Source organism: Pokkaliibacter sp. MBI-7, assembly GCF_029846635.1.
Lineage (GTDB): Bacteria > Pseudomonadota > Gammaproteobacteria > Pseudomonadales > Balneatricaceae > Pokkaliibacter.
Genome location: NZ_JARVTG010000001.1, coordinates 3580060 through 3602500, shown reverse-complemented (window position 1 = coordinate 3602500; position 22441 = coordinate 3580060). Strand labels below are relative to the sequence as shown.

The 22441-nt window shown below is 54.9% G+C and carries 23 protein-coding genes (1 of these 23 cut by a window edge); 13 read left to right on the top strand and 10 right to left on the bottom strand.

From position 1 onward, the window contains the following. From QCD60_RS15960 to QCD60_RS15945, 4 genes are all read left to right on the top strand, one after another. Positions 1-329 carry the 3' portion of a c-type cytochrome gene (locus QCD60_RS15960; protein WP_279786975.1) on the top strand. Its footprint begins 124 nt before the window's first position, so the window shows 329 of its 453 coding nt (coding positions 125-453); its start codon lies beyond the left edge, outside the window; its stop codon occupies positions 327-329. Positions 330-544: 215 nt separating this feature from the next. Next, positions 545-1504, top strand: coding sequence for a thioredoxin-disulfide reductase (gene trxB, locus QCD60_RS15955; RefSeq protein WP_104155687.1), 960 nt, complete (start codon positions 545-547; stop codon positions 1502-1504). Positions 1505-1685: 181 nt separating this feature from the next. Continuing rightward, positions 1686-2270, top strand: coding sequence for a superoxide dismutase [Fe] (gene sodB, locus QCD60_RS15950; RefSeq protein WP_279786972.1), 585 nt, complete (start codon positions 1686-1688; stop codon positions 2268-2270). A 172-nt stretch (positions 2271-2442) separates the two neighbouring features. Continuing rightward, positions 2443-2877, top strand: coding sequence for a hypothetical protein (locus QCD60_RS15945; protein WP_279786970.1), 435 nt, complete (start codon positions 2443-2445; stop codon positions 2875-2877). 44 nt (positions 2878-2921) lie between these two features. Here QCD60_RS15945 and QCD60_RS15940 read toward each other — a convergent pair whose 3' ends face one another. Together QCD60_RS15940 and QCD60_RS15935 are read right to left on the bottom strand one after the other, a co-directional pair. Next, positions 2922-3446, bottom strand: coding sequence for a hypothetical protein (locus tag QCD60_RS15940; protein ID WP_279786968.1), 525 nt, complete (start codon positions 3444-3446; stop codon positions 2922-2924). Positions 3447-3784: 338 nt separating this feature from the next. Further along, entirely contained in the window at positions 3785-4081 is a 297-nt protein-coding gene (locus QCD60_RS15935; RefSeq protein ID WP_279786966.1) for a hypothetical protein, read from the bottom strand. A gap of 155 nt (positions 4082-4236) precedes the next feature. Here QCD60_RS15935 and QCD60_RS15930 point away from each other — a divergent pair, with 155 nt between their 5' ends. Then, complete coding sequence (locus QCD60_RS15930; RefSeq protein ID WP_279786964.1) at positions 4237-4776, top strand: DUF1499 domain-containing protein; 540 nt, start codon at positions 4237-4239, stop codon at positions 4774-4776. A 23-nt stretch (positions 4777-4799) separates the two neighbouring features. Here the strand turns inward: QCD60_RS15930 and QCD60_RS15925 are convergent, their stop codons facing one another. Next, a complete protein-coding gene (locus QCD60_RS15925; RefSeq protein WP_279786962.1) occupies positions 4800-5321 on the bottom strand; it encodes a TIGR02444 family protein in 522 nt (173 codons plus the stop codon). Here QCD60_RS15925 and QCD60_RS15920 point away from each other — a divergent pair. Further along, a complete protein-coding gene (locus QCD60_RS15920) occupies positions 5320-7251 on the top strand; it encodes an ATP-binding cassette domain-containing protein (protein WP_279786959.1) in 1932 nt (643 codons plus the stop codon). The two genes, QCD60_RS15925 and QCD60_RS15920, sit on opposite strands and share 2 nt — an antisense overlap. Before the next feature lie 188 nt (positions 7252-7439). Then, a complete protein-coding gene (locus QCD60_RS15915; protein WP_279786957.1) occupies positions 7440-8159 on the top strand; it encodes an FKBP-type peptidyl-prolyl cis-trans isomerase in 720 nt (239 codons plus the stop codon). Positions 8160-8255: 96 nt separating this feature from the next. On the opposite strand, the gene QCD60_RS15910 is transcribed toward QCD60_RS15915, so the two are convergent. Beyond that, positions 8256-9266: a hypothetical protein gene (locus QCD60_RS15910; RefSeq protein WP_279786955.1), complete on the bottom strand. Its 1011-nt coding sequence runs from the start codon at positions 9264-9266 to the stop codon at positions 8256-8258. Positions 9267-9527: 261 nt separating this feature from the next. Here QCD60_RS15910 and ugpB point away from each other — a divergent pair, with 261 nt between their 5' ends. The 5 genes from ugpB (at position 9528) to QCD60_RS15885 (ending at position 14553) form a co-directional block, all read left to right on the top strand. Beyond that, entirely contained in the window at positions 9528-10829 is a 1302-nt protein-coding gene (gene ugpB, locus QCD60_RS15905; protein WP_279786953.1) for a sn-glycerol-3-phosphate ABC transporter substrate-binding protein UgpB, read from the top strand. A gap of 83 nt (positions 10830-10912) precedes the next feature. Further along, positions 10913-11788 carry a sn-glycerol-3-phosphate ABC transporter permease UgpA gene (gene ugpA / locus QCD60_RS15900; RefSeq protein ID WP_279786951.1) on the top strand — a complete coding sequence of 292 codons (876 nt, stop codon included), beginning with the start codon at positions 10913-10915 and terminating at the stop codon, positions 11786-11788. Further along, positions 11788-12636 carry a sn-glycerol-3-phosphate ABC transporter permease UgpE gene (ugpE, locus tag QCD60_RS15895; RefSeq protein ID WP_104155676.1) on the top strand — a complete coding sequence of 283 codons (849 nt, stop codon included), beginning with the start codon at positions 11788-11790 and terminating at the stop codon, positions 12634-12636. The genes ugpA and ugpE overlap by 1 nt, the downstream gene beginning before the upstream one ends. Positions 12637-12642: 6 nt before the next feature. Beyond that, positions 12643-13704, top strand: a complete 1062-nt coding sequence (locus QCD60_RS15890) for a sn-glycerol-3-phosphate import ATP-binding protein UgpC (RefSeq protein WP_279786949.1) — start codon at positions 12643-12645, stop codon at positions 13702-13704. 129 nt (positions 13705-13833) lie between these two features. Then, positions 13834-14553 carry a glycerophosphoryl diester phosphodiesterase gene (locus QCD60_RS15885; protein WP_279786947.1) on the top strand — a complete coding sequence of 240 codons (720 nt, stop codon included), beginning with the start codon at positions 13834-13836 and terminating at the stop codon, positions 14551-14553. 243 nt (positions 14554-14796) lie between these two features. Here QCD60_RS15885 and rsd read toward each other — a convergent pair whose 3' ends face one another. Further along, entirely contained in the window at positions 14797-15276 is a 480-nt protein-coding gene (gene rsd, locus QCD60_RS15880) for a sigma D regulator (RefSeq protein ID WP_104155673.1), read from the bottom strand. Positions 15277-15412: 136 nt separating this feature from the next. Next, on the bottom strand, positions 15413-15895 hold the full coding sequence (locus tag QCD60_RS15875; RefSeq protein ID WP_279786945.1) for a disulfide bond formation protein B: 483 nt from the start codon (positions 15893-15895) through the stop codon (positions 15413-15415). A gap of 230 nt (positions 15896-16125) precedes the next feature. Between QCD60_RS15875 and QCD60_RS15870 the strand changes: the two genes are divergently transcribed. Continuing rightward, a complete protein-coding gene (locus tag QCD60_RS15870) occupies positions 16126-16554 on the top strand; it encodes a flagellar basal body-associated FliL family protein (protein ID WP_279786943.1) in 429 nt (142 codons plus the stop codon). Positions 16555-16616: 62 nt separating this feature from the next. Here QCD60_RS15870 and QCD60_RS15865 read toward each other — a convergent pair whose 3' ends face one another. From QCD60_RS15865 to QCD60_RS15850, 4 genes are all read right to left on the bottom strand, one after another. After that, the gene (locus tag QCD60_RS15865) at positions 16617-17714 is read right to left on the bottom strand and encodes a putative zinc-binding peptidase (protein ID WP_279786941.1); all 1098 of its coding nucleotides are present in this window, start codon (positions 17712-17714) and stop codon (positions 16617-16619) included. Positions 17715-17758: 44 nt separating this feature from the next. After that, positions 17759-18814 carry a diguanylate cyclase gene (locus QCD60_RS15860; protein WP_279786939.1) on the bottom strand — a complete coding sequence of 352 codons (1056 nt, stop codon included), beginning with the start codon at positions 18812-18814 and terminating at the stop codon, positions 17759-17761. A 75-nt stretch (positions 18815-18889) separates the two neighbouring features. Further along, positions 18890-19909 carry a chemotaxis response regulator protein-glutamate methylesterase gene (locus QCD60_RS15855; RefSeq protein ID WP_279786937.1) on the bottom strand — a complete coding sequence of 340 codons (1020 nt, stop codon included), beginning with the start codon at positions 19907-19909 and terminating at the stop codon, positions 18890-18892. 216 nt (positions 19910-20125) lie between these two features. Further along, positions 20126-22429 carry a hybrid sensor histidine kinase/response regulator gene (locus tag QCD60_RS15850; RefSeq protein ID WP_279786935.1) on the bottom strand — a complete coding sequence of 768 codons (2304 nt, stop codon included), beginning with the start codon at positions 22427-22429 and terminating at the stop codon, positions 20126-20128. Positions 22430-22441 lie beyond the last annotated feature (12 nt).

Here is a 22441-nt window from a genome sequence, read left to right as displayed (position 1 = left end):
ACCGGATCAAGCCATTTGCCACTGTATGCCTGGAAGGGCAAGCATGTGCCAATACCGTTGCTGCAGCGCCCGCGTCTGCAAGCGGGGCTCGAACAGGTGAAGATGTGTATAACGCATCCTGCCATACATGCCATGCCAGCGGATTGCTCAATGCCCCCAAATTTGGCACCACTGATTGGCAAGAGCGAGCCGCCAAAGGGATGGAAACATTAATGAACCATGCGTTAAACGGCTTCAACGCAATGCCCGCCAAAGGGACCTGTGCTACCTGCTCCGATGATGAGATAAAGAATGCTGTCCAATATATGGTAGATAGCGCGTCGAAATAGCCATTAGCTTACCGGAAAACAACATAGCCCCCCCACAAGCCTGAGATGACTTGTGGGGTCATTCTCATAGTCATGTCCTATCAAACTCATAAGCGGCCACTACTATAAGATGTCTCCGCGCCCCTCTAGAATATCTCGCTTTCTGTCCTGCTATTGAAATCTGTACCTTGCGCCACCATTGCAAGGCCAAAGCATTTATTGAGTAAAGGTGCATTATGAGCGAAGCCAAACACGTTCGTCTGTTGATTCTGGGTTCAGGCCCAGCCGGTTACACTGCGGCAGTATATGCAGCACGAGCAAACCTGAATCCAGTCTTGATCACTGGCATGCAGATGGGAGGTCAACTGACCACCACTACAGAGGTGGACAACTGGCCAGGCGACGTAGAAGGCTTGCAAGGCCCGGACCTCATGGAGCGTATGCGCCAGCACGCCGAACGTTTCAATACAGAAGTTATCTTTGATCATATCCATACCGCCGATCTGCAGCAGCGCCCTTTCCGTCTTGAAGGCGACAGTGGCATCTACACCTGTGACTCCCTGATCATCTGTACCGGCGCCAGTGCCAAATATCTTGGTTTGGACAGCGAAGAAGCCTTTAAAGGCAAAGGCGTATCGGCTTGCGCTACTTGCGATGGATTTTTCTATCGCAACAAGAAAGTTGCAGTGATTGGTGGCGGTAATACTGCAGTAGAAGAGGCGCTTTACCTTTCCAACATTGCTGCCGAAGTCACCGTGGTACATCGTCGTGATAGCTTCCGCTCAGAAAAAATCCTGGCGGATAAACTGCTGGCCAAAGCGAAAGATGGCAACGTCAAGATTGAATGGAATCACACTCTAGATGAAGTTCTAGGCGACGACATGGGCGTAACCGGTATGCGTATCAAGGATGCCGATACTGGCGCTACGAAAGATCTGGCAGTAGATGGCGTTTTTATTGCCATTGGTCACACGCCGAACACCAGCCTGTTTGAAGGCCAGCTGGACATGAACAATGGCTATCTGAAAGTAAAAAGCGGAAGCGAAGGCAATGCCACTGCGACCAGTATTGCCGGTGTATTCGCCGCAGGTGATGTTGCAGACCAGATCTACCGTCAAGCCATAACTTCTGCTGGAGCAGGTTGCATGGCCGCTCTGGATGCTGAACGCTATCTGGACCACCAGAACAATAAATAAACTAACCTGGCAATTAACCATAATAAAATCGTGGATTTATAGCCCATCTTCCGAGAAAAGCTTAAATCCGCGATTACTGTCTCTGGCCATGCAAAGGGTTCAGGGCAGTGATATGATGGCACCGCATCATAGATCTAAAAAACCATAACCGTTTGATTAGCACCGATGATAGGAGACAACCATGAGCTTTGAACTTCCTGCTCTGCCATATGCGATGGATGCACTGGAGCCCCATATCTCCAAGGAAACCCTGGAATACCACTACGGTAAGCATCATCAGACCTATGTAACCAACCTGAACAATCTGGTTGCAGGCACCGACAACGAAGGCAAGTCACTCGAAGAGATCGTCCGCAGCTCCAGCGGTGGCCTGTTCAATAACGCCGCCCAGGTATGGAACCACACCTTCTACTGGAACTGCCTGGCCCCCAATGCAGGTGGCGAACCCACCGGAGCGCTGGCTGATGCCATCAACGCCAAGTTTGGCTCGTTTGCTGCGTTCAAAGAAGAATTCACCAAAACTGCCATTGGCACATTTGGTTCTGGCTGGGCCTGGCTGGTGAAAACGGCTGCGGGTGAACTGGAACTACGTTCTACCAGCAATGCAGGAACACCTCTGACCGAAGATGGCGTGACTCCACTGCTGACCTGTGACGTTTGGGAACATGCCTACTATGTAGACACTCGCAATGCCCGTCCCAAGTATGTAGAAAACTTCTGGGCACTGGTGAACTGGGATTTCGTTGCTGCCAATTTTGCAGCTTAATCCTTACCTCGCTGTGCATAGAAACCCAGCTTTGCTGGGTTTCTTGCTTCTGGCTATACCAACCAGCAACCGTATACATCCCTCATACATCTAAGCTAAAGAGCATAAAGCTCCCTGTCAGTTACAAGAGCCTAATTTCGACTCAGCTACCATCGGCTTAATTTTGAGCGCGATGATGGAATCGCAATTCTGGAATGAAAAAGTTACCTTATCGACCATGACCTCTCCCTCATACTCCCCATGGCATCGCCGTCTGCTTGTACGTCGCGTCATTGTCCTGTTACTGCTGGCAGTCGTATTTGCAGCAGCTTTCATACCTCTGGCAGGACAACTTGCGGGAGGAAAATGGCACAAACTCATTCACATGGGAGTGTTTGCAGCGGTAGGTATGCTCGGCCAATGGGCATTACCCCGCATGCCCATGCATTTCAATCTCGGCTTCGCAGTCTTACTGGCGATTGCCCATGAGACCTGTGAAATAGTGGGGCACCATCACTACCTGGAGATCCATGACGTGATTATTGACAGCGTGGGAGGAATGTTGGGGGTATGTATGATGTCACTGTTGCAGAGTGGCTATCGACATTTTAGCCACTCTGGTTCTTGAGATATCTATGGAAGTAGTCTGACCAGTTAATGATCCGCTCAATTTCAGGGTTTTGTGCGTAAGTCGATGCTAGAAATCGCCCACGGCCAGGGATAACCCTTGCCTATAGTCTGATCGTGAGCAGTCCAGACCAGGAAATAGGGAGACGGATCGGCCTGCATTTTGGTAACAGGCTCCCATTCCCCCTGACGATCAAGATCAGCAAAAGCAATGTAGCCCCCCTCTTGTAGTAGATGCCTTATATCACCGCTCGCTTCATAACCATCAGTTGCCTTAAAGATCACCTGCTGGTGGACGCCCTTAAGTCGCTCACCATAGACCATTTCGAGCAACGCTTTTACAGCGACAGCACGGTAGTTTTTTTCTTTACGCAGAAAGGGATGATCGATATGCAAGTCAGTAACAGGTAGTTTGGTACGTAATTCACTCAGCGTCACGGTAGTCAGGTCATGCTGATCCAGCTTGAAGATAATCGAGGCCTCGTCAGCCCAACCGGAACGCCAGCACCCCAGAGTTAAGAGGATAAACAAAAAAAACGCTTTGGCTTTAGTGAACGAGTACAGAGACATCACGGTTTCCATTCCGATCGAGTTGAAAGCTTAATCGCTACCTCTCCGTCATCAGAGGGCAGCGGCACACAGAGATATATCCAACCACCGCACTCCTTTGCTCCGTGGCAGAACACCCCGTCAAACTAATACTGAACCCGGCTCAAGGCAATCAATGCAGGGGCACAAATCAGTACAAAGGCAGCCAGCACCAATAGCCAGGTAAATAGGCCCGTTGCGTCTTTTACATCATGTGACATAAAACCTCCTCCAGAAAACAGCCATGGCATCAACGTGTTTGCAGACACCAGAGCAGTAACAAGTGCGCGGTATACGTCTAACAACAACTCTGCCCTGAATCAGAACAACGGCATCTGGCCGTGATCTCCCGGCTCCTCCTGAGGTGCCTGCTCTTCCGGCAACTCCGTGGCAAGCAACCACTTCCAGTGTTCCTTCGCAGCGTCGGGTTCATTCAAGGCGAAACTGATCATGTTCCCCCAGGCATTAATACCAACATTTTCAGCGTAAGGGAGACGGCCTTCATAGTGTGCCTGAAACACCAACTGCCCAAGCCGAGCGACACTGACATTAACTCCCTGCCTGACCGCTGCCAAGCGCCACTTTTCCGACAATGTTTTTCTTTTAGGCTTAATCATGCCAGTACAGCATCCAGTCACCATACTGCAGCTATGCAGTCTGTTCAGAGGTCGTTTATTGTAAGGGAGCCATTGGGGATCAGCAAATAGCGACGAAAGCAAGGTGCAGTATGCAACTGCACAGTCGACGAGAAACTCATGACGGACGCTGAACAATGAAGATCACGCGCAGGGTAGCCATACCGATAATGTCTATACTGGGATTGTTGCTCTCCCTACTGGTATATCTGTTCGCTATAGGAGATCGGCTTATTCCTATCAACGATATTTCTACCGACCTGCAAGATCCGCCCGCTTATCACAAGGTAATCAGCCTGCGAAGCCGCTGGCAGAACTCTCCTCTCTATCCTCCTGAATTTGCCGCCATACAAAAGCAAGCCTATGCGGATATTCGCCCTTTGCAGAGCGCGCTCTCAGCCGAGAAAAGCTTCGCACTGGCACAACACCTGATTGAACAGTCAGGCTGGATACTGGTTAGCAGTACGCCCAGGGAAGGCATTCTCGAAGCAACCGCCATCACGCCGATACTACGCTTCCGTGACGATGTAGTAATTCGCATCCGGTCTCAACCAGCGGGCAGCCTGCTGGATATGCGTTCATCATCGAGACTGGGACGGAGCGATCTGGGTGTCAATGCCGCCCGCATACGTACATTCCTGCACCAATTTTCACAACAGGCAGCGAAGCTCCAGTAATCATCGCACGTATGTTTCATCCCTCATCCAAACAGTGCTACTACGCCCAGCGCTGGTATCCCTTGACTAAGGGCCGACAGATCGACATGCACATCACTCAGCCCCTGAGACTGCAGATAGCAGCGCAGATTAATGCCAGCCAGCGGCCGCGGATCCGGCTCTGCAGCAAGCTCACGCTCATTATTCAGTAACAAACGCTGTAGTCGTTGCAGCTCTTCTCGCTCCGCTGCAAGCTCATCATCCTTCAAACGCGCATACAGTGGATGACTCTTGTTTTCCTGCCCCACAGCACATCGCGCCTGACGCAGTGGCAACGTCACCTGCAGATGCCATTGCTGCCATGCCGTCGCCTGTTGAATCACGCTATAATCCAGCTTTTGTCCGCGCCAGCCCAGCCAGCAACAGGCCAGCAGCCAGTTCACGGCCAGCCCATGCTGATCCTGAGCACGCAGGCAAGCCTGCATCACGCCGGGCTGCCGGTACAGGCAACAGGCGAAGGACCACAACGAGGCCGCCTCGGCCTGCGTATATGTCGGATAGGTCATGATCAAACTCAGTGCACTCAGTTTACAAAGAGGAAAGCAGCTTCTGCTGGACAAGGCAGACCTGACTCTCAACCCCGGATACAAAGTGGGCATTATCGGCGCCAACGGCGCAGGCAAGTCAAGCCTGTTCAAATTGCTCATGGGTGAGCTGCATCCAGACAGTGGCGAGCTGAATGTCACCCCCAGCTGGCGTATCTCGCATATGGCACAGGAAGTACATGCCTCGGAGCGCACTGCCCTCGACTACGTACTCGACGGTGACAGCGAGTTCCGCCGGCTGGAGCGAGAAATGGTCGCAGCCGAAGCGGAGGAGCGCCACGTTGAGCTGGGCGAGCTGCATGCACGCTTTGATGCCATTGATGGTTACCGTGCCCGCAGTCGTGCGGGGCAACTGCTTGACGGCCTTGGCTTCGGTGCTGCAGATCATCTGCGTGCCGTGCAGTCGTTCTCCGGCGGCTGGCGCATCCGTCTCAACCTCGCCCAGGCACTGATGTGCCCTTCTGACCTGCTATTGCTGGATGAGCCGACCAACCACCTGGATCTGGATGCCACCCTATGGCTGGAGCAATGGCTGCGCCAGTATCAAGGTACCCTGCTGCTTATCTCTCACGACCGTGACTTTATCGACAACGTGGTCGACTACGTGGTGCACTTCGATCAGTGCAAAACCGTTCTGTACAAAGGTAACTACACTTTCTTTGAACAGGCACGTGCGGAGCGTCTGGCGCAACAGCAAGCCATGTTTGAACGGCAGCAGGCACAGATCGCTCATATGGAAGACTTTATCCGTCGCTTCAAGGCCAAAGCGACCAAGGCGACGCAAGCCCAGAGCCGGATCAAGGCGCTGGAACGCATGGAGCGTATTGCGGCAGCTCACGTCGATACTCCCTTTACATTCCGCTTTGAAGCCAGTGACAAACTGTCTCATCCGCTGCTGGCACTGACACAGGCAGAGCTTGGCTACAGCGACAAAAGCATCATCCGCAATATGAAGCTCAGCCTGCAGCCCGGCCAGCGTATCGGCCTGCTCGGCCCCAACGGTGCAGGCAAATCCACCCTGATCAAAACCCTGGTGGGCGAGCTGCCTCTGCAGGGTGGCGAGTATCAGAGCGGTGAACATTTACGCATTGGCTACTTCGCTCAGCACACACTGGAAGCACTGGATATGGAAGCCAGCCCGGCATTGCATCTGCAGCGCCTTAAGCCCGAACTGAGCGACCAGGATGTACGGAATTTCCTCGGTAGCTTTGGCTTTCAGGGCGACCGGGTATTTGAACTGGTGGGCGTTTTTTCCGGCGGTGAGAAAGCGCGCCTTGCTCTGGCCCTGATTGCCTGCCAGAAGCCAAACGTCCTGCTGATGGACGAACCGACCAACCACCTGGATCTGGAAGTGCGTCACGCCCTCACTCTGGCACTACAAGAGTTTGAAGGCGCTCTGATCCTGGTATCCCATGATCGCGCCCTACTGCGTTCCTGCGTCGATACATTCCTGCTGGTAGAAGGCGGTAAGGTCGAAGAATTTGCTGGCGATCTGGAAGATTACCAGCGCTGGCTGGCAGACCGTCAGGCCAGTCAGCGCACAGAGCTGGAAGCCGAATCCAGAAGTGAAGGCAGCAGCAACAATGCCGCCGCACGTAAGGAACGTAAACGCCAGGAAGCCGCTATTCGTCAACAGCTGCGCCCTCTCAAGCAGAAGCTGGAAAAGCACGAGAAAGCCATGCATGACGCCCAGCAAAAACTGGACGAACTCAATGCCTCACTGGCAGATCCTGCAAACTATGAGGAAAGCAGCAAGAATCAGCTAAAGACCTTGCTAAGTGAGCAAGCGCAAGTGCAAACTCGCTTGGCAACTGCGGAGGAAGCCTGGCTTGCCCTCAGCGAAGAGCTGGAACAATTGGAAATACAATTAAGCGAAGCGCTTAACGACTAGCTTCCGTGATTTCAGTACCCTCTGGGCAACACGTTTGGAACCCTCCAAGCGTCGCAGGCAGGCCTCACCTGGTGCCAGACACCGGTCAGGGTGATATGCAACAGGCGTAGGGTCATGACTCGACCCTATGCATATCACCGCCGACAGGCCAGGCCCACAACTACATTAAACATCTTTAAGGATGCATCATGAAAAAACGTCTGTTGGCGATCGCCCTCAGCATGGTAGTGGCAGCGCCAGTTCTGGCCGCAGATGCGGTCAAGCTGGACAACGATAGTGCCAAGCTCAGCTACTCCTTCGGTCTGGTACTGGGTGAGCAGCTGTCCAGCCGGGTCGATACCCTGGACTACGACGCTTTTATTGCAGGCGTGAAAGCGATCTATGACAAAACTGAACCTGCCATGAACCAGGAACAGGTTGCCGAGACCATCAAGTCGTTCCAGCAGAAGAAAATGGACGAAATGCTGGCTGATGCGAAAAAGAAATCTGATGACTTCCTGGCAGCCAATGCCAAAAAAGATGGTGTAAAAAGCACCAAGAGCGGCCTGCAGTACAAGATCATCAGCGAAGGCAAAGGTCCCAAGCCCAAGTCAACCGATCAGGTTCGGGTAAACTACCGCGGCACCCTGATCGACGGTACCGAGTTTGACTCCTCCTACGCACGTAAAGAACCTGCTGAATTCCCGCTGGATGCCGTTATCCCCGGCTGGACCGAAGGTCTGCAGCTGATGCCTGTTGGCTCCAAGTTCGAGCTGTATATTCCGCCAGAACTGGGTTACGGCCCAGGTGGTGCAGGCAGCATTCCTCCCAACGCGACGCTGGTGTTCGAGGTGGAACTGCTGGATATCCTCAAGCCTGATGCCAAGGCAGAAGAGAAGCCTGCTGAGCCCAGCAAGACCGGCTCATAAGCGTATCTGGTTGGTTAAACACAAAACCCGGCATCTGCCGGGTTTTGTGTTTTGAGGATCAAGGATCCGTTCGATAAAGGTGCCCTCGCCGTATCCTCACGGACCTTGCAGGATATTCATAAAGCCATTAGACCCCAGCGCGTAATGATGCACCCCACCTTTGCTTGCCACCGACACAACCGACACACTGACAGGCTTCAGCTCATTACGACGATGTAGCTGCCAGGTTGCATCAAGGCTACCGGTGCGCATATCCCACAGCATCACCTTGCCACTGCTGGTACCGGTCAGCAGACGCTGGCCCTTATCGATAAAGCGTGCGGCGGTAAACGTGGCCTTGCGATCCAGAATTGAGTCCATTGATGCCAAGGTATATTTCACCTGACCGGTCAGAGTATCCCAGACAATGGCCTTACTCAGCTGAGCGGCAGAAAATGCCAGCTTGCCGTCATCCGACAGGGTGACCACACTGGGCTGATTACCAAGATTCAGCTGATGCAGCATTTTGCCACTGTTGATGTCCCACAGTGTAGTAACGAAAGAATCATCTCCGGTGAGCAGTAACCCTTTCTGTACATTGAGATCCACCTTGCGGACACGGGAATCATGCAGCAGGGTCTGTGTAATCTTGCCGGCCTGCAGATCAAACAGCACCGCGGTCTGATCCGTCAGCCCCAATGCCAGCAACTGACCATCGGCTGACAGTGACAGATCCATGATTTCACTGGGGGCACGACGAAAATCCAGCGCTTTGCCGGTAGCCATGTCCCACAGCACAAAGTCGAAACTGGCGGCTGTGACGGCATATTTGTCATTGTCGTCAATATCCATCGCCACCAGATTGGAGAACTCACCCTGCCGGTGATTCCAGTCGTACAACCGCTTGTTGTCATCGACCTGCCACAGGCTGCCGCCATGAGTGACCGAACCAATCAGGGAAAACCTGGCATCCGCAGAGACTACCCCACTGTACAGCCCTTGCAGTGCCAGTTCATTGGCCTGCTGTGGCTCGCGATCCGAACAACCGCTCAGCACCAGCATCACACCCAGCAGCAATGCCTGCCACCGACATATTCGTTGTCGAACCTTCACCACCATGGAATCCATTTGCCCCTGCAGCCAAGCACCACTCTGCCCTGAGCATAGCGCAGCCCGGTCGGGCACGACAGCCATCATTAGGGCTAAAGGTCTAAGCGAATGGAGGTCGTTTTTCTGTGACAAAAAAATGTCAAAAAACAACTTTCATTTGAAAGCAAGTGAGTTATATTTTCTTTCACTCGAAAATATCGAGTCACTAATATGCAATATTCCGGCAGTAGTATCCCTCTCGACTGACAACTCCAACAATGAACCCGACGAGGACGCAAGATGAACAAGATGACTCTGTCAGCCCTGACACTGTCTGCGGCATTACTTCCCCTGGCCAGTCAGGCCGCTACGGAAATTGAATGGTGGCACGCCATGGGCGGCACCAACGGCGAGAAGGTCAACGAGATCGCTGCCAACTTCAACAAGAGCCAGAGCGACTACATCGTCAAGCCCGTGTACAAAGGCAACTATTCCGAGACGATGACAGCTGCGATTGCTGCTTTCCGCGCCCATCAGCAGCCTGACATCGTGCAGGTATTCGAAGTAGGCACCGCCACCATGATGTCGGCAAAAGGTGCAATCTACCCCGTATACCAGCTGATGAAAGACTCCGGTGAGAATTTCGACAGCAAGAACTACCTGAGCGCGGTGACCGGTTATTACACCGACAGTGACGGCAACATGCTATCCATGCCGTTCAACAGCTCCACCCCCGTGCTGTACTACAACAAGGATCTGCTGGCCAAAGCCAACGTCGAGCCGCCCAAGACCTGGGAAGAAATGGACGAAGCAGGCAAAAAACTGCGCGCCGCTGGCGTACAGTGCGGTTTCACTACTGCATGGCAATCCTGGATTCAGCTGGAGAACCTCAGCGCCCGTCATAACGTAGCCTTCGCTACCGAAGACGATGGTTTCAAGAGCACCAAGGCCGAGCTGGCTTTCAACGGTCCGCTGCAGGTTATGCACATCAGCAAGATGGCTGAATGGCAGAAAGAAGGCGTGTTCCAGTACGGTGGACGCACCAATGATGCCGCCGCGAAGTTTTACAGCGGCGAATGTGCGATGTACACCGAGTCTTCTGCGGGGTATTCAGGCATCAGGAAAAATGCCAGCTTTCCCTTTGGTGTAAGCCAGCTGCCCTACTGGCAGAGCCAGATCGACAAACCGCTGAATACTATCATCGGCGGTGCTTCACTGTGGGCGATGCAAGGCAAACCCAACGACCATTACAAAGGGGTGGCCAAGTTCTTCAGCTACCTGTCACAACCTGAAGTACAGGCTGACTGGCACCAGTTCAGTGGTTACCTGCCCATCACTCAGGCCGCTTACGACCTGACCAAATCTCAGGGTTTCTATGACAAGAATCCTGGCACCGAGACCGCTGTGATCCAGATGACTTCAGGTACCCCCACGGTCAACTCCAAAGGCCTGCGTCTGGGTAACTTTGCCCAGATCCGCGACATCATCGACGAAGAGCTGGAAAGCGTGTGGAGCGGCAAACAAGATGCCAAGACCGCGCTGGATACAGCAGTCAAACGTGGTAACGAACTGCTGCGCAAGTTCGAAAAAGCCAATAAGTAAGGTGTCGTGAGAATACTGACCGCCCTGTCTTCGGGGCGTGTCAGTGTTCTGATGCCGTGCCTTACGGAAGTGAGTCAGCACCCATGACCGTAACTTTCCCGCAACGAACCCTCCCCTGGCTGCTGTTACTACCGCAGCTACTGGTAACCGCCATATTCTTCCTCTGGCCTGCAGGGCAGGCAGTCAAGCAGGCCTTCTATCAGGAGGATGCCTTTGGCTTGAGCAGCGAATTTGTTGGTCTGGAAAACTTCAGCCACCTGCTGCAAGACCCCCTTTATTACGCTTCGATCGGCACTACCCTGTTTTTCAGCTTTGCCGTAGCGTTTGTCGGCATTGCGCTGGCGCTGCTGCTGGCTGTTATGGCTGACCGGGTTATGCGAGGGCAAATCATCTACAAAACGCTGCTGATCTGGCCTTATGCCGTCGCCCCTGCTCTGGCCGGGGTGCTGTGGTGGGTTATGTTTGATCCCTCCACCGGACCGATTGCCGTCTGGCTGAAGTCCATAGGCATCAACTGGAACCATTTTCTCAATGGTAATCAGGCCATGACTCTGGTTGTCATTGCCGCCACCTGGAAGCAGATTAGCTATAACTTCCTGTTTTTCCTGGCCGGACTGCAAGCTATTCCACGTTCGCTGATTGAAGCAGCGGCCATTGACGGTGCCAGCCCGTTCAAGCGTTTCTGGACCGTGGTGTTCCCACTGCTCTCCCCTACCACCTTCTTCCTACTGGTAGTCAATCTGGTCTACGCCTTCTTCGACACCTTCGGCATCATCGATGCCACCACCAGCGGCGGCCCCGGCCAGAGCACCAAGATACTGGTGTACAAGGTGTACGACGATGGCTTTATCGGCCTTGATCTTGGCAGCTCATCGGCGCAATCGGTCATTCTGATGATGATTGTCGGAGTGATGACGGTCATCCAATTCCGCTATATCGAACGTAAGGTCCAGTACTGATGATAGAACGTCGCCCCTGGCTGACTCTGTTCAGTCACTGCATCCTGATTCTCGGCATTATTGCTGTCGCGCTCCCCATCTGGGTCGCGCTGGTCGCCTCAACCCACCCTGCAGAAGCGTTCAAGCAGGGGGTTATCCCGTTGTGGTTTGGAGACCAGGGCTGGATTACCTGGAAGAAAGTGCTTTTCAGTGCCGCCGGTAACGGTGTGGATGTACCGGTATGGCTGATGATGATCAACTCGCTGGTCATGGCACTGGCCATCGCACTGGGCAAGATAGCAATCTCCATCCTGTCAGCCTATGCCATCGTATTCTTCCGCTTTCCGCTGCGCATGCTGTGTTTCTGGATCATCTTCATGACCCTGATGCTGCCGGTGGAGGTACGTATCGTCCCCACCTATAAGGTGGTTGCCGATCTCAGTCTGCTCAACAGCTATACCGGCCTCGCCCTGCCGCTGATTGCCAGTGCCACTGCGACTTTCCTGTTTCGGCAGTGCTTTCTCACCATTCCCGGTGAGCTGGTGGAAGCCGCCCGCATCGACGGTGCCGGCCCCTGGCGCTTCTTTAAAGACATCCTGTTGCCGCTGTCACGCACCAATATCGCGGCCTTGTTTGTCATCCTGTTTATCTACGGTTGGAACCAGTATCTCTGGCCGCTGCTGATCACGACAGATGATCATTACTACACCCTGGTGATGAGCATCAAACGTATGGTGTCCGTGGCGGAAGGAGATATTGCCTGGAATAGCATTATGGCAACCACCATTCTGGCCATGCTGCCACCAGTACTGGTGGTAGTCGGTATGCAGAAGCTGTTTGTCAAAGGCCTGGTTGATACGGAGAAATAAGTCCTCATGGCTGAAGTAATACTGAATCAGGTCGGCAAGACCTACCCCAACGGCTACCAGGCTATCCCTGCCATTGATCTGCATATTGCCGATGGTGAGTTTATTGTACTGGTAGGCCCGTCGGGCTGTGGCAAGTCTACGTTGCTACGCATGGTGGCGGGGCTGGAAAGCATCAGCAGTGGTGAACTCCTGATCAACAACCAGCGCATGAACGAAAAGGAACCCGCAGAGCGCGATATTGCCATGGTGTTCCAGAACTATGCGCTGTACCCCCATATGACCGTGTTCGATAACATGGCTTACGGACTGCGTAATCGCGGTGCCAGTAAAGACGAAATCCAGCGCAAGGTGTCGGACAGCGCCCGCCTGCTTGGGCTGACCGACCTGCTTGAACGCAAGCCCAAGCAGCTATCGGGGGGTCAGCGTCAACGTGTGGCCATGGGCCGCGCTATGGTTCGCCATCCTCAGGCATTTCTGTTCGATGAGCCACTGTCCAACCTGGATGCCAAGTTGCGCGTACAGATGCGGGTTGAAATACGCCAGTTGCAACGCCAACTTGGTACAACCACCCTGTACGTGACCCACGATCAGGTGGAAGCCATGACCCTGGCTGACCGGCTCGTCGTATTAAATAAGGGTCATGCCGAACAGATTGGCAGCCCACTGGAATTGTATGAGCGCCCAGCGACCACTTTCGTCGCCGAGTTTATCGGCTCCCCTTCAATGAACCTGCTACCTGTTTCCATCACCGATCAGGGTCTGCAGCTGACGGAACAGGTAAGCCTGCAGGCTGCTGACACGAAGGTACGAGGCGCAGTGATCTGGGGGATTCGCCCCGAGCATCTGCAGCCCTGTAGCGAGAGCGATGCCGACTTTGCTCTGCAAGTGAAAGCCGTTGAGGCGCTTGGTGCAGAGAGTCTGATCTATGGCCATACCGCAGGGCGCAGCGAACTGCTTGTAGTACGGGCACCCGGACCGTTCACACCCGCCATTGACCAGATGCTTTACCTGCGTGCGCCACAGCAACAGTGGCATCTGTTTGATATCAACACCCAACAGCGAATTTAGGACGGGTTACGATCAGCCCCTGGCCAGCCAGACCACTTTTCATATGATCTGACTGGCCACGACGGAAAGTAAACACGTTCCTGGAAGCCAAACATTGAGCGCTGCCGTCGCAGCCGAAGGAATGAAAGAATGCAAGATGTGCGTGTCATCGGCCACCGCGGTGCAGCCAGCCTGGCCCCGGAGAATACCCTGGCCTCTATTCGCAAGGCCTTTGAAACCGGCGCCACCTGGGTAGAGATTGATGTATCTGTCACCAATGATGGCTCACTGGTGATTTTCCACGATGACACTCTGGAACGCTGCAGCAACGGCAAAGGGCTGCTCGAAGAAGCCAGCTGGGACTATCTTAAAAGCCTGGATGCAGGCAGCTGGTTCGACCCGATCTTCAGTCAGGAGCGTATCCCCTCCCTGCTGGATGCGGTACAGCTGATCCAGAGCCTGGGCATGGGTCTGAATCTGGAGATCAAATACGAAGGCAGTGATTATCCCCGGATTGTCGACCCTACACTGGCACTGCTGAACAAATACTGGCAAGAACCCGAGATGCTGGTCATTTCCAGTTTCAATCACGGCGCGTTGCTGCGCTGCAGAGCACTGCAATGTCGTTACCCTCTTGGCCAGCTGTATGAAGGTATTCCTGCCAACTGGGAGAGCGAACTGCGGGCTATCAACGCTTACAGTCTGCACTGTGACTACAGCCAGCTGAGCTACAAGCAGGCCAAGGCGATCAAGAGCGCGGGCTATCAGCTCTATTGCTATACCGCCAATGAACCAGAATTAGTGGCCAAACACTGGGCCTGGGGCATGGATGCGATCATCACCGACAACCCTCCCGCTTTCCTCAGCTGACACCTACGCTGCGTATCGGCTTCGCCGGGCGCAGCCCACTCTCCTGCGACATGATGATCTGCAATGTGATGGCACAAACAGCAAACGCCGTCAGCAAGCCATGGATAAGAAATGAAGATCAGGGAAAAGAGACGAGAAACGCAGAGGGATATTTATACAAATAGAGGTGGTGTACATCATCGACGCCATTAGAACCTCCTTACCCATACCAGTCAGCAGCGGCAGGGTAAGGAAGGACTGACTTTACACCACTTCGTCGGCGATACGATCGCGATGAATGAAGTGCAGCAGTTCGATCAGCTGATCTTCCAGGCCAAAGCGCTCTTCCAGCACTTCACCCAACTCCGACAGGCGATCAGGCAGGCCCTCTTCCTGTGCCAGAGTCATGTCATCTTCACTGCTGAAGTCATCATTGAAGTCGAGCAAAATCTGGGTGGTGGACTCCACCTTGGGCATCAGCGTGGCAGCCAGCTCAAGTCCGCCATCATTGAACTGCTCTGCCTCTTGCAGCAGCAATTCATAGATCTCGAAATGGCCTTTGGACGCATAATCGACCAGCCATGAGCACAACTTCTGCACACGAGCATGCAGGCTCTTGTCGTGGTCGCGCCGCGAACAGTTGAAGTAGGCTACCAGCACTTCCTGACGATCCTGCAACCAGGCGTCGATCAGGTCGCTGACTCCACCCCAACGCTCCTTGGCTGACTCACATTTTTCCAACATAGCAAGGCCCCTTGTACTTACGCTTACAGCACTCTACCAAGTTGTACTGCAACTGCCAACGTATCAGCTGGGGCAATCCTGTCATAAATTACCTAAATGAAGACGCGCCGCAGGGGATACAAAGAGCCACTGCAGTTCAGGCGCGACGCCTGAACATCTGGAAAAGTGCGATGGCAGCACAGCCAATAAAGGCCAGCAGCGACCATACCGGAATACTGACTCCGAGAAACAACTGTACCTCGGCGCAATCACCTGTACCTTTGATCATGCTGGCCAGTACATCACCAAGGGGGAAACGATCCAGCATGTAATAGATACCCGGCCCGCACGCAGGCACTTCCTCTGGAGGCAGGCTCTGCAGCCAGAGCTGACGCCAGGCCAGACCGATTCCGGCCAGGGCAATCAGCAGCATCACACCAGCATAACCACGCTGCCCGCCACGACCCGGGTTATGCAAACAACCGAGCAAACACACAAGACCGATTGCGGCAAATACCAGACGCTGCATCAGGCACAACGGGCAGGGCTCCAGCCCCATGAAGTTTTCAATATAGAAGGCTGTTGCCAGCATCGCTGCACATCCTGCGGCGACTACACCATTGACGACACGATCACCCACTACCATTCCTTGCCAACCTCTTTTCGTATAAAAGCGCTTAAATCCTGAACATCAGCTGTTTACACTGTGCCCCATGCCGTTACTGCAAACTGCCGCCCACACTAGCTATTCACCCACCTGCTGACAAGCTGGCGCAAGCCCGGTTGAAACTGGAGAAGCCGGAGCGGTGCGTTTATAGTAATCGCCAGATGCTTTGTACTTCCTGCGACACTGGTCAGGACACCCATACCATGACGACCCTACGCCACCCTCTCTCTCGCCTGCTGCTGTTGCTCTGCTGTTTGCTGGCACTGCCTCAGGCCTGGTCCTCTGAAGAAGAGAAGCCTGCGGCTCCCCAGGCCTTCTATGTCGAGTTCGATGATCCGCTGGTCGTCAACTTCGGTAAACCCGGACCCCATTTGAAGTACATTAAAGCGACCATCAGTTTCCGGGTAAGTTCCGATCAGGGTGCCTTTTTAGTCAAATATCACGCGGCGCAGATCCGCAACGATCTGGTGCTGCTGTTCAGCCGTCAGACCGATGAGGACATGAAAACCGTCGAAGGGCGGGAGAAACTGCGTCAGGAAGCGTTGAAGACCGCTCAGGATGTACTGAACAACGAAGAAGGAGAGGCCTACATCACCAACCTGCTGATGCCGAGCTTTATCGTGCAGGACTAAGCACCTGCCGCCTGCAGTTAGAGACGGACTCCCATGGAGTCCGTTTCGCTTTCTTACTTCGGCTAGACCGCCTTTGTAAGCACAGCCGAGGCGGCGATAACACGGTGGACAAAGTCCATTTTAGAGGCGACTAAGGGAGAAATGACGAAGGGATAGAGATCAGGCTGCCCCATACTGCGATTAAGGCTGTTTACGGCAAAGGTCAGCGGTAACCATGCCTCAAACAGGGTGTCGAAATCTGTCTGACGATAGGGATCACACTCCACTTCCGCGTCAGGCTCCGCCTGTGGCTTTGCCCCTGGGCTAATCGTCAGCCCAAAGGCATACGCCGTTTCCAGCGTATCCACCATGTGCAGATAGTGAGCCCAGGTTTCAGCCCAGTCCTCCCAGGGGTGCATGCTGGCATAAGCACTGATATGACGCTGCTGCCAGTCCAGTGGGGCGCCTTGCTGATAATGTTGCTGTAATGCCTGGGCGTAGTCCTGCTGCTCATCCCCGAATAGTGCGCGAAACGGCGCCAGCCACTGGCTGTTGGCAACCAGCCGGTCCCAGTAATAGTGACCACTTTCATGGCGCACATGCCCGAGCAGGGTACGATAGGGTTCTGCCATGTCCTGCCGCATGGCCTCCCTTGCTACCGGATCAGCCTCGGCAATATTGAGGGTAATCACCCCCTGTACATGGCCGGTCTGTACGCCCGGTCCTTCACGAAAAGCAGGAGCAGCATCTGCCAGAAAATCAAAGGCCAGGCCACGCTCACTGTCTTCGTGTTTGCTCAGCAACGGCAGCCTCAGACGCAGCAGTGCGTACACCAGCCGGTGTTTGGCCATTTCTATTGCACGCCAGCCGTTCAGCCTTTCAGCATCACCCAGATCAGGGATAGTGCGATTGAGACGACAGGCCTCACACAGTGTTGAGTCGCTGTCAGCGGGGACCAACCAGTTGCAGACCTGATAGGCATGATTGCCGCAATAGCGCCACATACGCTCGCTATGGGGGATCTGATCACGCCAGCATTCAGCCTCCTCATCAGTCTCCGCACTGAAAGCGGTCATTTCTATATGCTCGGCGATAAAGCCCAGGTGTGCGCGGCAGTGTTCACAGTGGGTATTTTCAAAAAAAACCGTTTGCTGGCAACTCTGGCAACGAAACAGGCGCATTCACACTCCTTCCAGCTCGATCAGGCAAAGCCCGGCCTGCCTGATCAGATGAAACTACCTGGGTCCATAGCTCCATCCTCAAGGTTGTCCTGATTACGGAACACCACCTGGTTTTTACCGCTGGTCTTCGCCTCATAAAGGGCTCTGTCAGCGAGAGCCACCAGCAAACGCGCCGGACGCGCATCTTTGGGAACAATGGAGGATGCGCCAATACTGACAGTAACAACAGAGTTTTCGTTCGGTGCCACATGGGGGATCGCCATTTTTTCCACCTGCCGCCTGACTTTTTCTGCAATCAGCTTCACTCCGGCCACCGAGGTAGAAGGCAGAATCAGCGCAAATTCCTCACCGCCATAGCGTGCAGCCAGATCATGGGGGCGGCTGCAGCTCTCACCAATGCAGTTAGCCACCCGCTGCAGCGCTTCATCGCCGGCAATATGCCCGAACTGGTCATTGAATCGCTTGAAGTAGTCGATATCGATCATCAGTAACGACAGGGAGGTCTGGTCGCGATGAGCACGGCGCCATTCGCCTTCGAGATGATCATCAAAATGGCGACGATTGGACAACGCTGTCAGACCATCAGAATGGGTTAAGCGCTGCAGCACCAGATTGGTTTCCAGCAGCTGCTGCTGACTCTGACGCAGGGCACGGTACGCCTCGTCACGCTGCTGCAGGGCCTGATAGGAGCGTGAATGGTAACGAATACGGGCAATCAGCTCGATGGCGTCAGGCAGCTTGACCAGATAATCATTGGCACCGGCAGCAAAGGCGGCACTCTTGATTTTCGGCTCTTCCTTGGTGGACAGCACGATGATGGGAATATCGCGGGTCGCGGGGTGCGCCCGGTACGCCCTGACCAGTGACAGGCCATCCAGTGATGGCATGACCAGATCCTGCAAGATGACAGTCGGTTTGATCTCGATCGCCTGATCGATGGCATGTTCAGCGTTAGAGCAGAAATGCAGATCGATATTGAACTCGGTCGCCAGTGCCCGTCGTACCGCTTCGGCAATGATGGCCTGATCATCCACTAACAGCACCATTACCGGCTGATCCACCGTGATCAGCTCATCTTCGTGTTCAAATACGTCAGTCATTAGCGTTTTACCCAATTAATCCGAGCCGCACAGCCTGGACAACAAAAACCTTACCGCATTCCCTGCCCGCATCCATCAGAAAAATACAGCGCTCAGGCGTTCCGCCATGCGCTGCAGCGGCAGAATTTCACTCGCGGCATCCATGGCTGCCGCAGCCTTGGGCATGCCATACACCGCAGAACTGGCTTCATCCTGCGCCAGTGTGATGAAGCCCCGGTTACGCATGGCCTTCAAACCCTGTGCGCCATCACGCCCCATACCGGTCAACAGCACACCGACCGCACTGCCGGACCAGTATTGTGCCACGCTGGTAAAAAACACATCAATCGATGGCCGGTAAACATGGCTCATCGGCTCAGCGGTGTAGTACAACCGTCCCTCGGTAGACAGGCGCAAGTGATCAGAGGTTCCGGCCATCAGCAACTGCCCCGCCACCGGGCTGTCACCTTCTCTGGCCAGCCGGACAGGTATATTCGACTGCGAAGTCAGCCACTCAGCCATGCCAGCAGCAAACACTTCATCCACATGCTGAACCAGTACCAGTGCCGCCGGGAAGTCACCCGGCAACCGCTGCAACAACTCGGCCAGTGCCGCCGGCCCGCCTGCAGAGGCGCCCAAAGCGACCAACTGGGTGACCTGCGCTGGCTCACCCTGACCATTTCCCGGTTTGCTGTCCTTGCTGCCGCTGACCGCCGTCAACCAGCGGATATTATGAATTTTTCGCAGTAACGCCGTACTGTCCAGCTGATCGGCCGAGGAAAGCCCGCTGCCATTCAGCATCGGAGTATTCACCGCGTCCAGCGCACCATAACCCATGGCGCTGAACACCCGGCTCATATGCCGGTCCACATCGGAGGTAACGATCAGGATCGCACAAGGGCTATTGGCCATGATCTGCCGGGTGGCTTCAACACCATCCATCACCGGCATCAGCAGGTCCATCAGGATCACATCCGGCACATCGTCAGCACAGCGCTTTACCGCCTCGGCACCATTGACGGCCTGCCAGGCAAGCTGATACCCCGGAGCTGTCAGCAGCACACGGCGCAGTACCTCCTGCGCCAGAGGCGAATCATTGACGATGGCTACTCTCACCCTTGCTCTCTCCTGTGAGCGTGTTAACGATCTGCTGCGCGTCGGTCACTCGTCCCAAGGGACTATAACGGACCGCATGCTGCCACTCTGTTCACCGCATCATCAAGGGCAAAGGCCGCATGATAACGGTCGGAGCGGCCACACCCTCGCCGCCAGCAACGCTTTTACGCTCCATTTACCGGATGATGACGGATACCCGCATGAACAGAGGCCTGTTTAGGGTGCCCCGATCAGCATCTTCACCGCATCCAGCAAGGCATCATCGTGGAAATTAGCCTTGGCCAGATAGTAATCTGCGCCTGCGTCCAGCCCACGACGACGATCCTCTTCACGATCCTTATAAGACACCATCATCACCGGCAACCGCTGCAGGCGATGGTCGCCCCGTACCAGCGTCACCAGCTCAATGCCGTCCATGCGCGGCATATCAATGTCTGTCAGCAACAGATCGAAGTGCTCGGAACGCAGGGCATTCCAGCCATCCATACCGTCTACCGCCACGGCAACGTCATAGCCCTGATTGAGCAGCAGCTTGCGCTCAAGCTCACGAACCGTGAGGGAGTCATCGACGACCAGCACCCGTTTGCGCTGCTGACGCTCGCCCTCACTCTGGCCGATAAACTCCAGTCGACCGCTGCTGATCAGTTTGGTCGCCGCACGCAGCATGTCCTCCACATCCAGAATCAGCAGCGGTGCGCCGTCTTCCGATACGGCCCCTGCATAGATATGCGGTAATTTGCCCAGCCGCGCATCAAGAGGCACCGTCACCAGCGTCGACTCGCCAATAAATCTGTCGACCACTACACCGTAGGGACTGCTGCTGTCGCCAATCAGCACCACGGGTAATTCCTCAGCATGTTCGTTGTTTTCAGCATAGCCAAGGATCTGTCGGGCGGAGATAAGGCTGATATGCTGACCATCCACCAGACAATGCTGATGCCCTTCCAGCTGCACTATTTGCCCGGCACTGACCTGCAGCATGCGGTCGATATGGGCCAGCGGCAGGGCATACCGTTCATCGCCGATGTCCACCATCAGACAGCGCACCACGGACAGCGTCAGCGGCACCTCCAGATGAAAGGTAGTCCCCTTTCCCGGTTGTTGCCTCACCCGCACCATACCGCGCAGCTGACGCACCTGATGCTGAACCGCATCCAGCCCCACGCCGCGGCCGGACACCTCGCTGACCTGACGCTTCATGCTGAAGCCGGGCAGGAACAAAAACTCCAGCAACTCCGCCTCTGTCAGCCTTGCCGCCGTTTCCGACTTGGTAAAACCCCGCTCGACAATCTGCCGGCGCAGGATTTCCAGATCGACACCCTGGCCGTCATCACTGACCTCGACCACCAGCATGCCGGAATGATGACGGGCATGCAGGCGAATCAGGCCACACTCTTCCTTGCCACGCTGACGTCGCACCTCCCCGACTTCGACACCGTGATCTACGGCATTGCGCAACAGATGGGTCAGCGGAGCTTCAAGCAGTTCGAGAATGTCGCGATCAACCTGCGTCTGGCCACCGATCAGCTGCAACTCGGCCTGTTTGCCCAGCGAGCGGGCCAGATCACGCACCATGCGGGCCTGACCGGCCAGCACATCACTGAATGGACGCATGCGACAGGCCAGCACGGTATCGTACAGGCGCTGCACACACAGCTCATTGTCCCAGGCAAAATCATCCAGCCAGCCCAGGCTCTCATGCAGCCGGGTCTGACTGTCACGCAGATGCGTCAGCGTCTCTTCCAGCTGGGAGGCCAGTGATGCCACGCTACCTGTTTCCTGACTGTCATTAAGCAGGTTGGCCAGAGCGCGCTCCAGCGCGCCAAACTGGCGCTTCAGCCGCTGCATACCATCGATACGCGGGATCAGGGTATGGGAGCGCACCAGCGTCCGACTGGCCAGATCCAGCACGATATTGAGCTGCTCGGCAGATACGCGCAGAGCGCGGTCTGCTGTAGCGGACTTGCTGGCACGCGTCGACACGTCCGACTGCTCTGGCGACGCTGCCGGTATCTCTGCTGCGATAGCGCTTGCATTAGCAGGCTCGGCAGACAGCAGCAGGCTGTGGCTGATGTCGTCAAGGCTCGGCTCGACCAGCACAGGCTCAAGCAGTGCCGGCACCGCAGTGCCAGCAGCTGAATCAGCCGCCAGCAATCGCTGCAGCCCCTGCTGCACCTTTTCTGCCTGCGTGCTCAGGGCGTGCGGATCGGTATCGGGTTGCGCCAGACGCAGCAGCACATCGGTGCCCTGTAGCAGCTGATCAATATGCTCAGCTCCCAGTAGCAGCCTGTTTTCCTGCGCAGCGACCAGACAGTCTTCCATGACATGGGCTACCTCCACTCCAAGCGGCAGATCAACAATACGGGCAGCCCCCTTGAGCGAGTGCGCTGCACGCATGCAAGACTCCAGCAGGTCGGCCTGTTGCGGATTGCGCTCCAATGCCAGCAAGCCATCAGTCAAAACCGCCGTCTGTGTTTCAGCTTCCTGGCGAAACAGCTCCAGCATGATCGGATCAAGCATCAGTTATGCGCT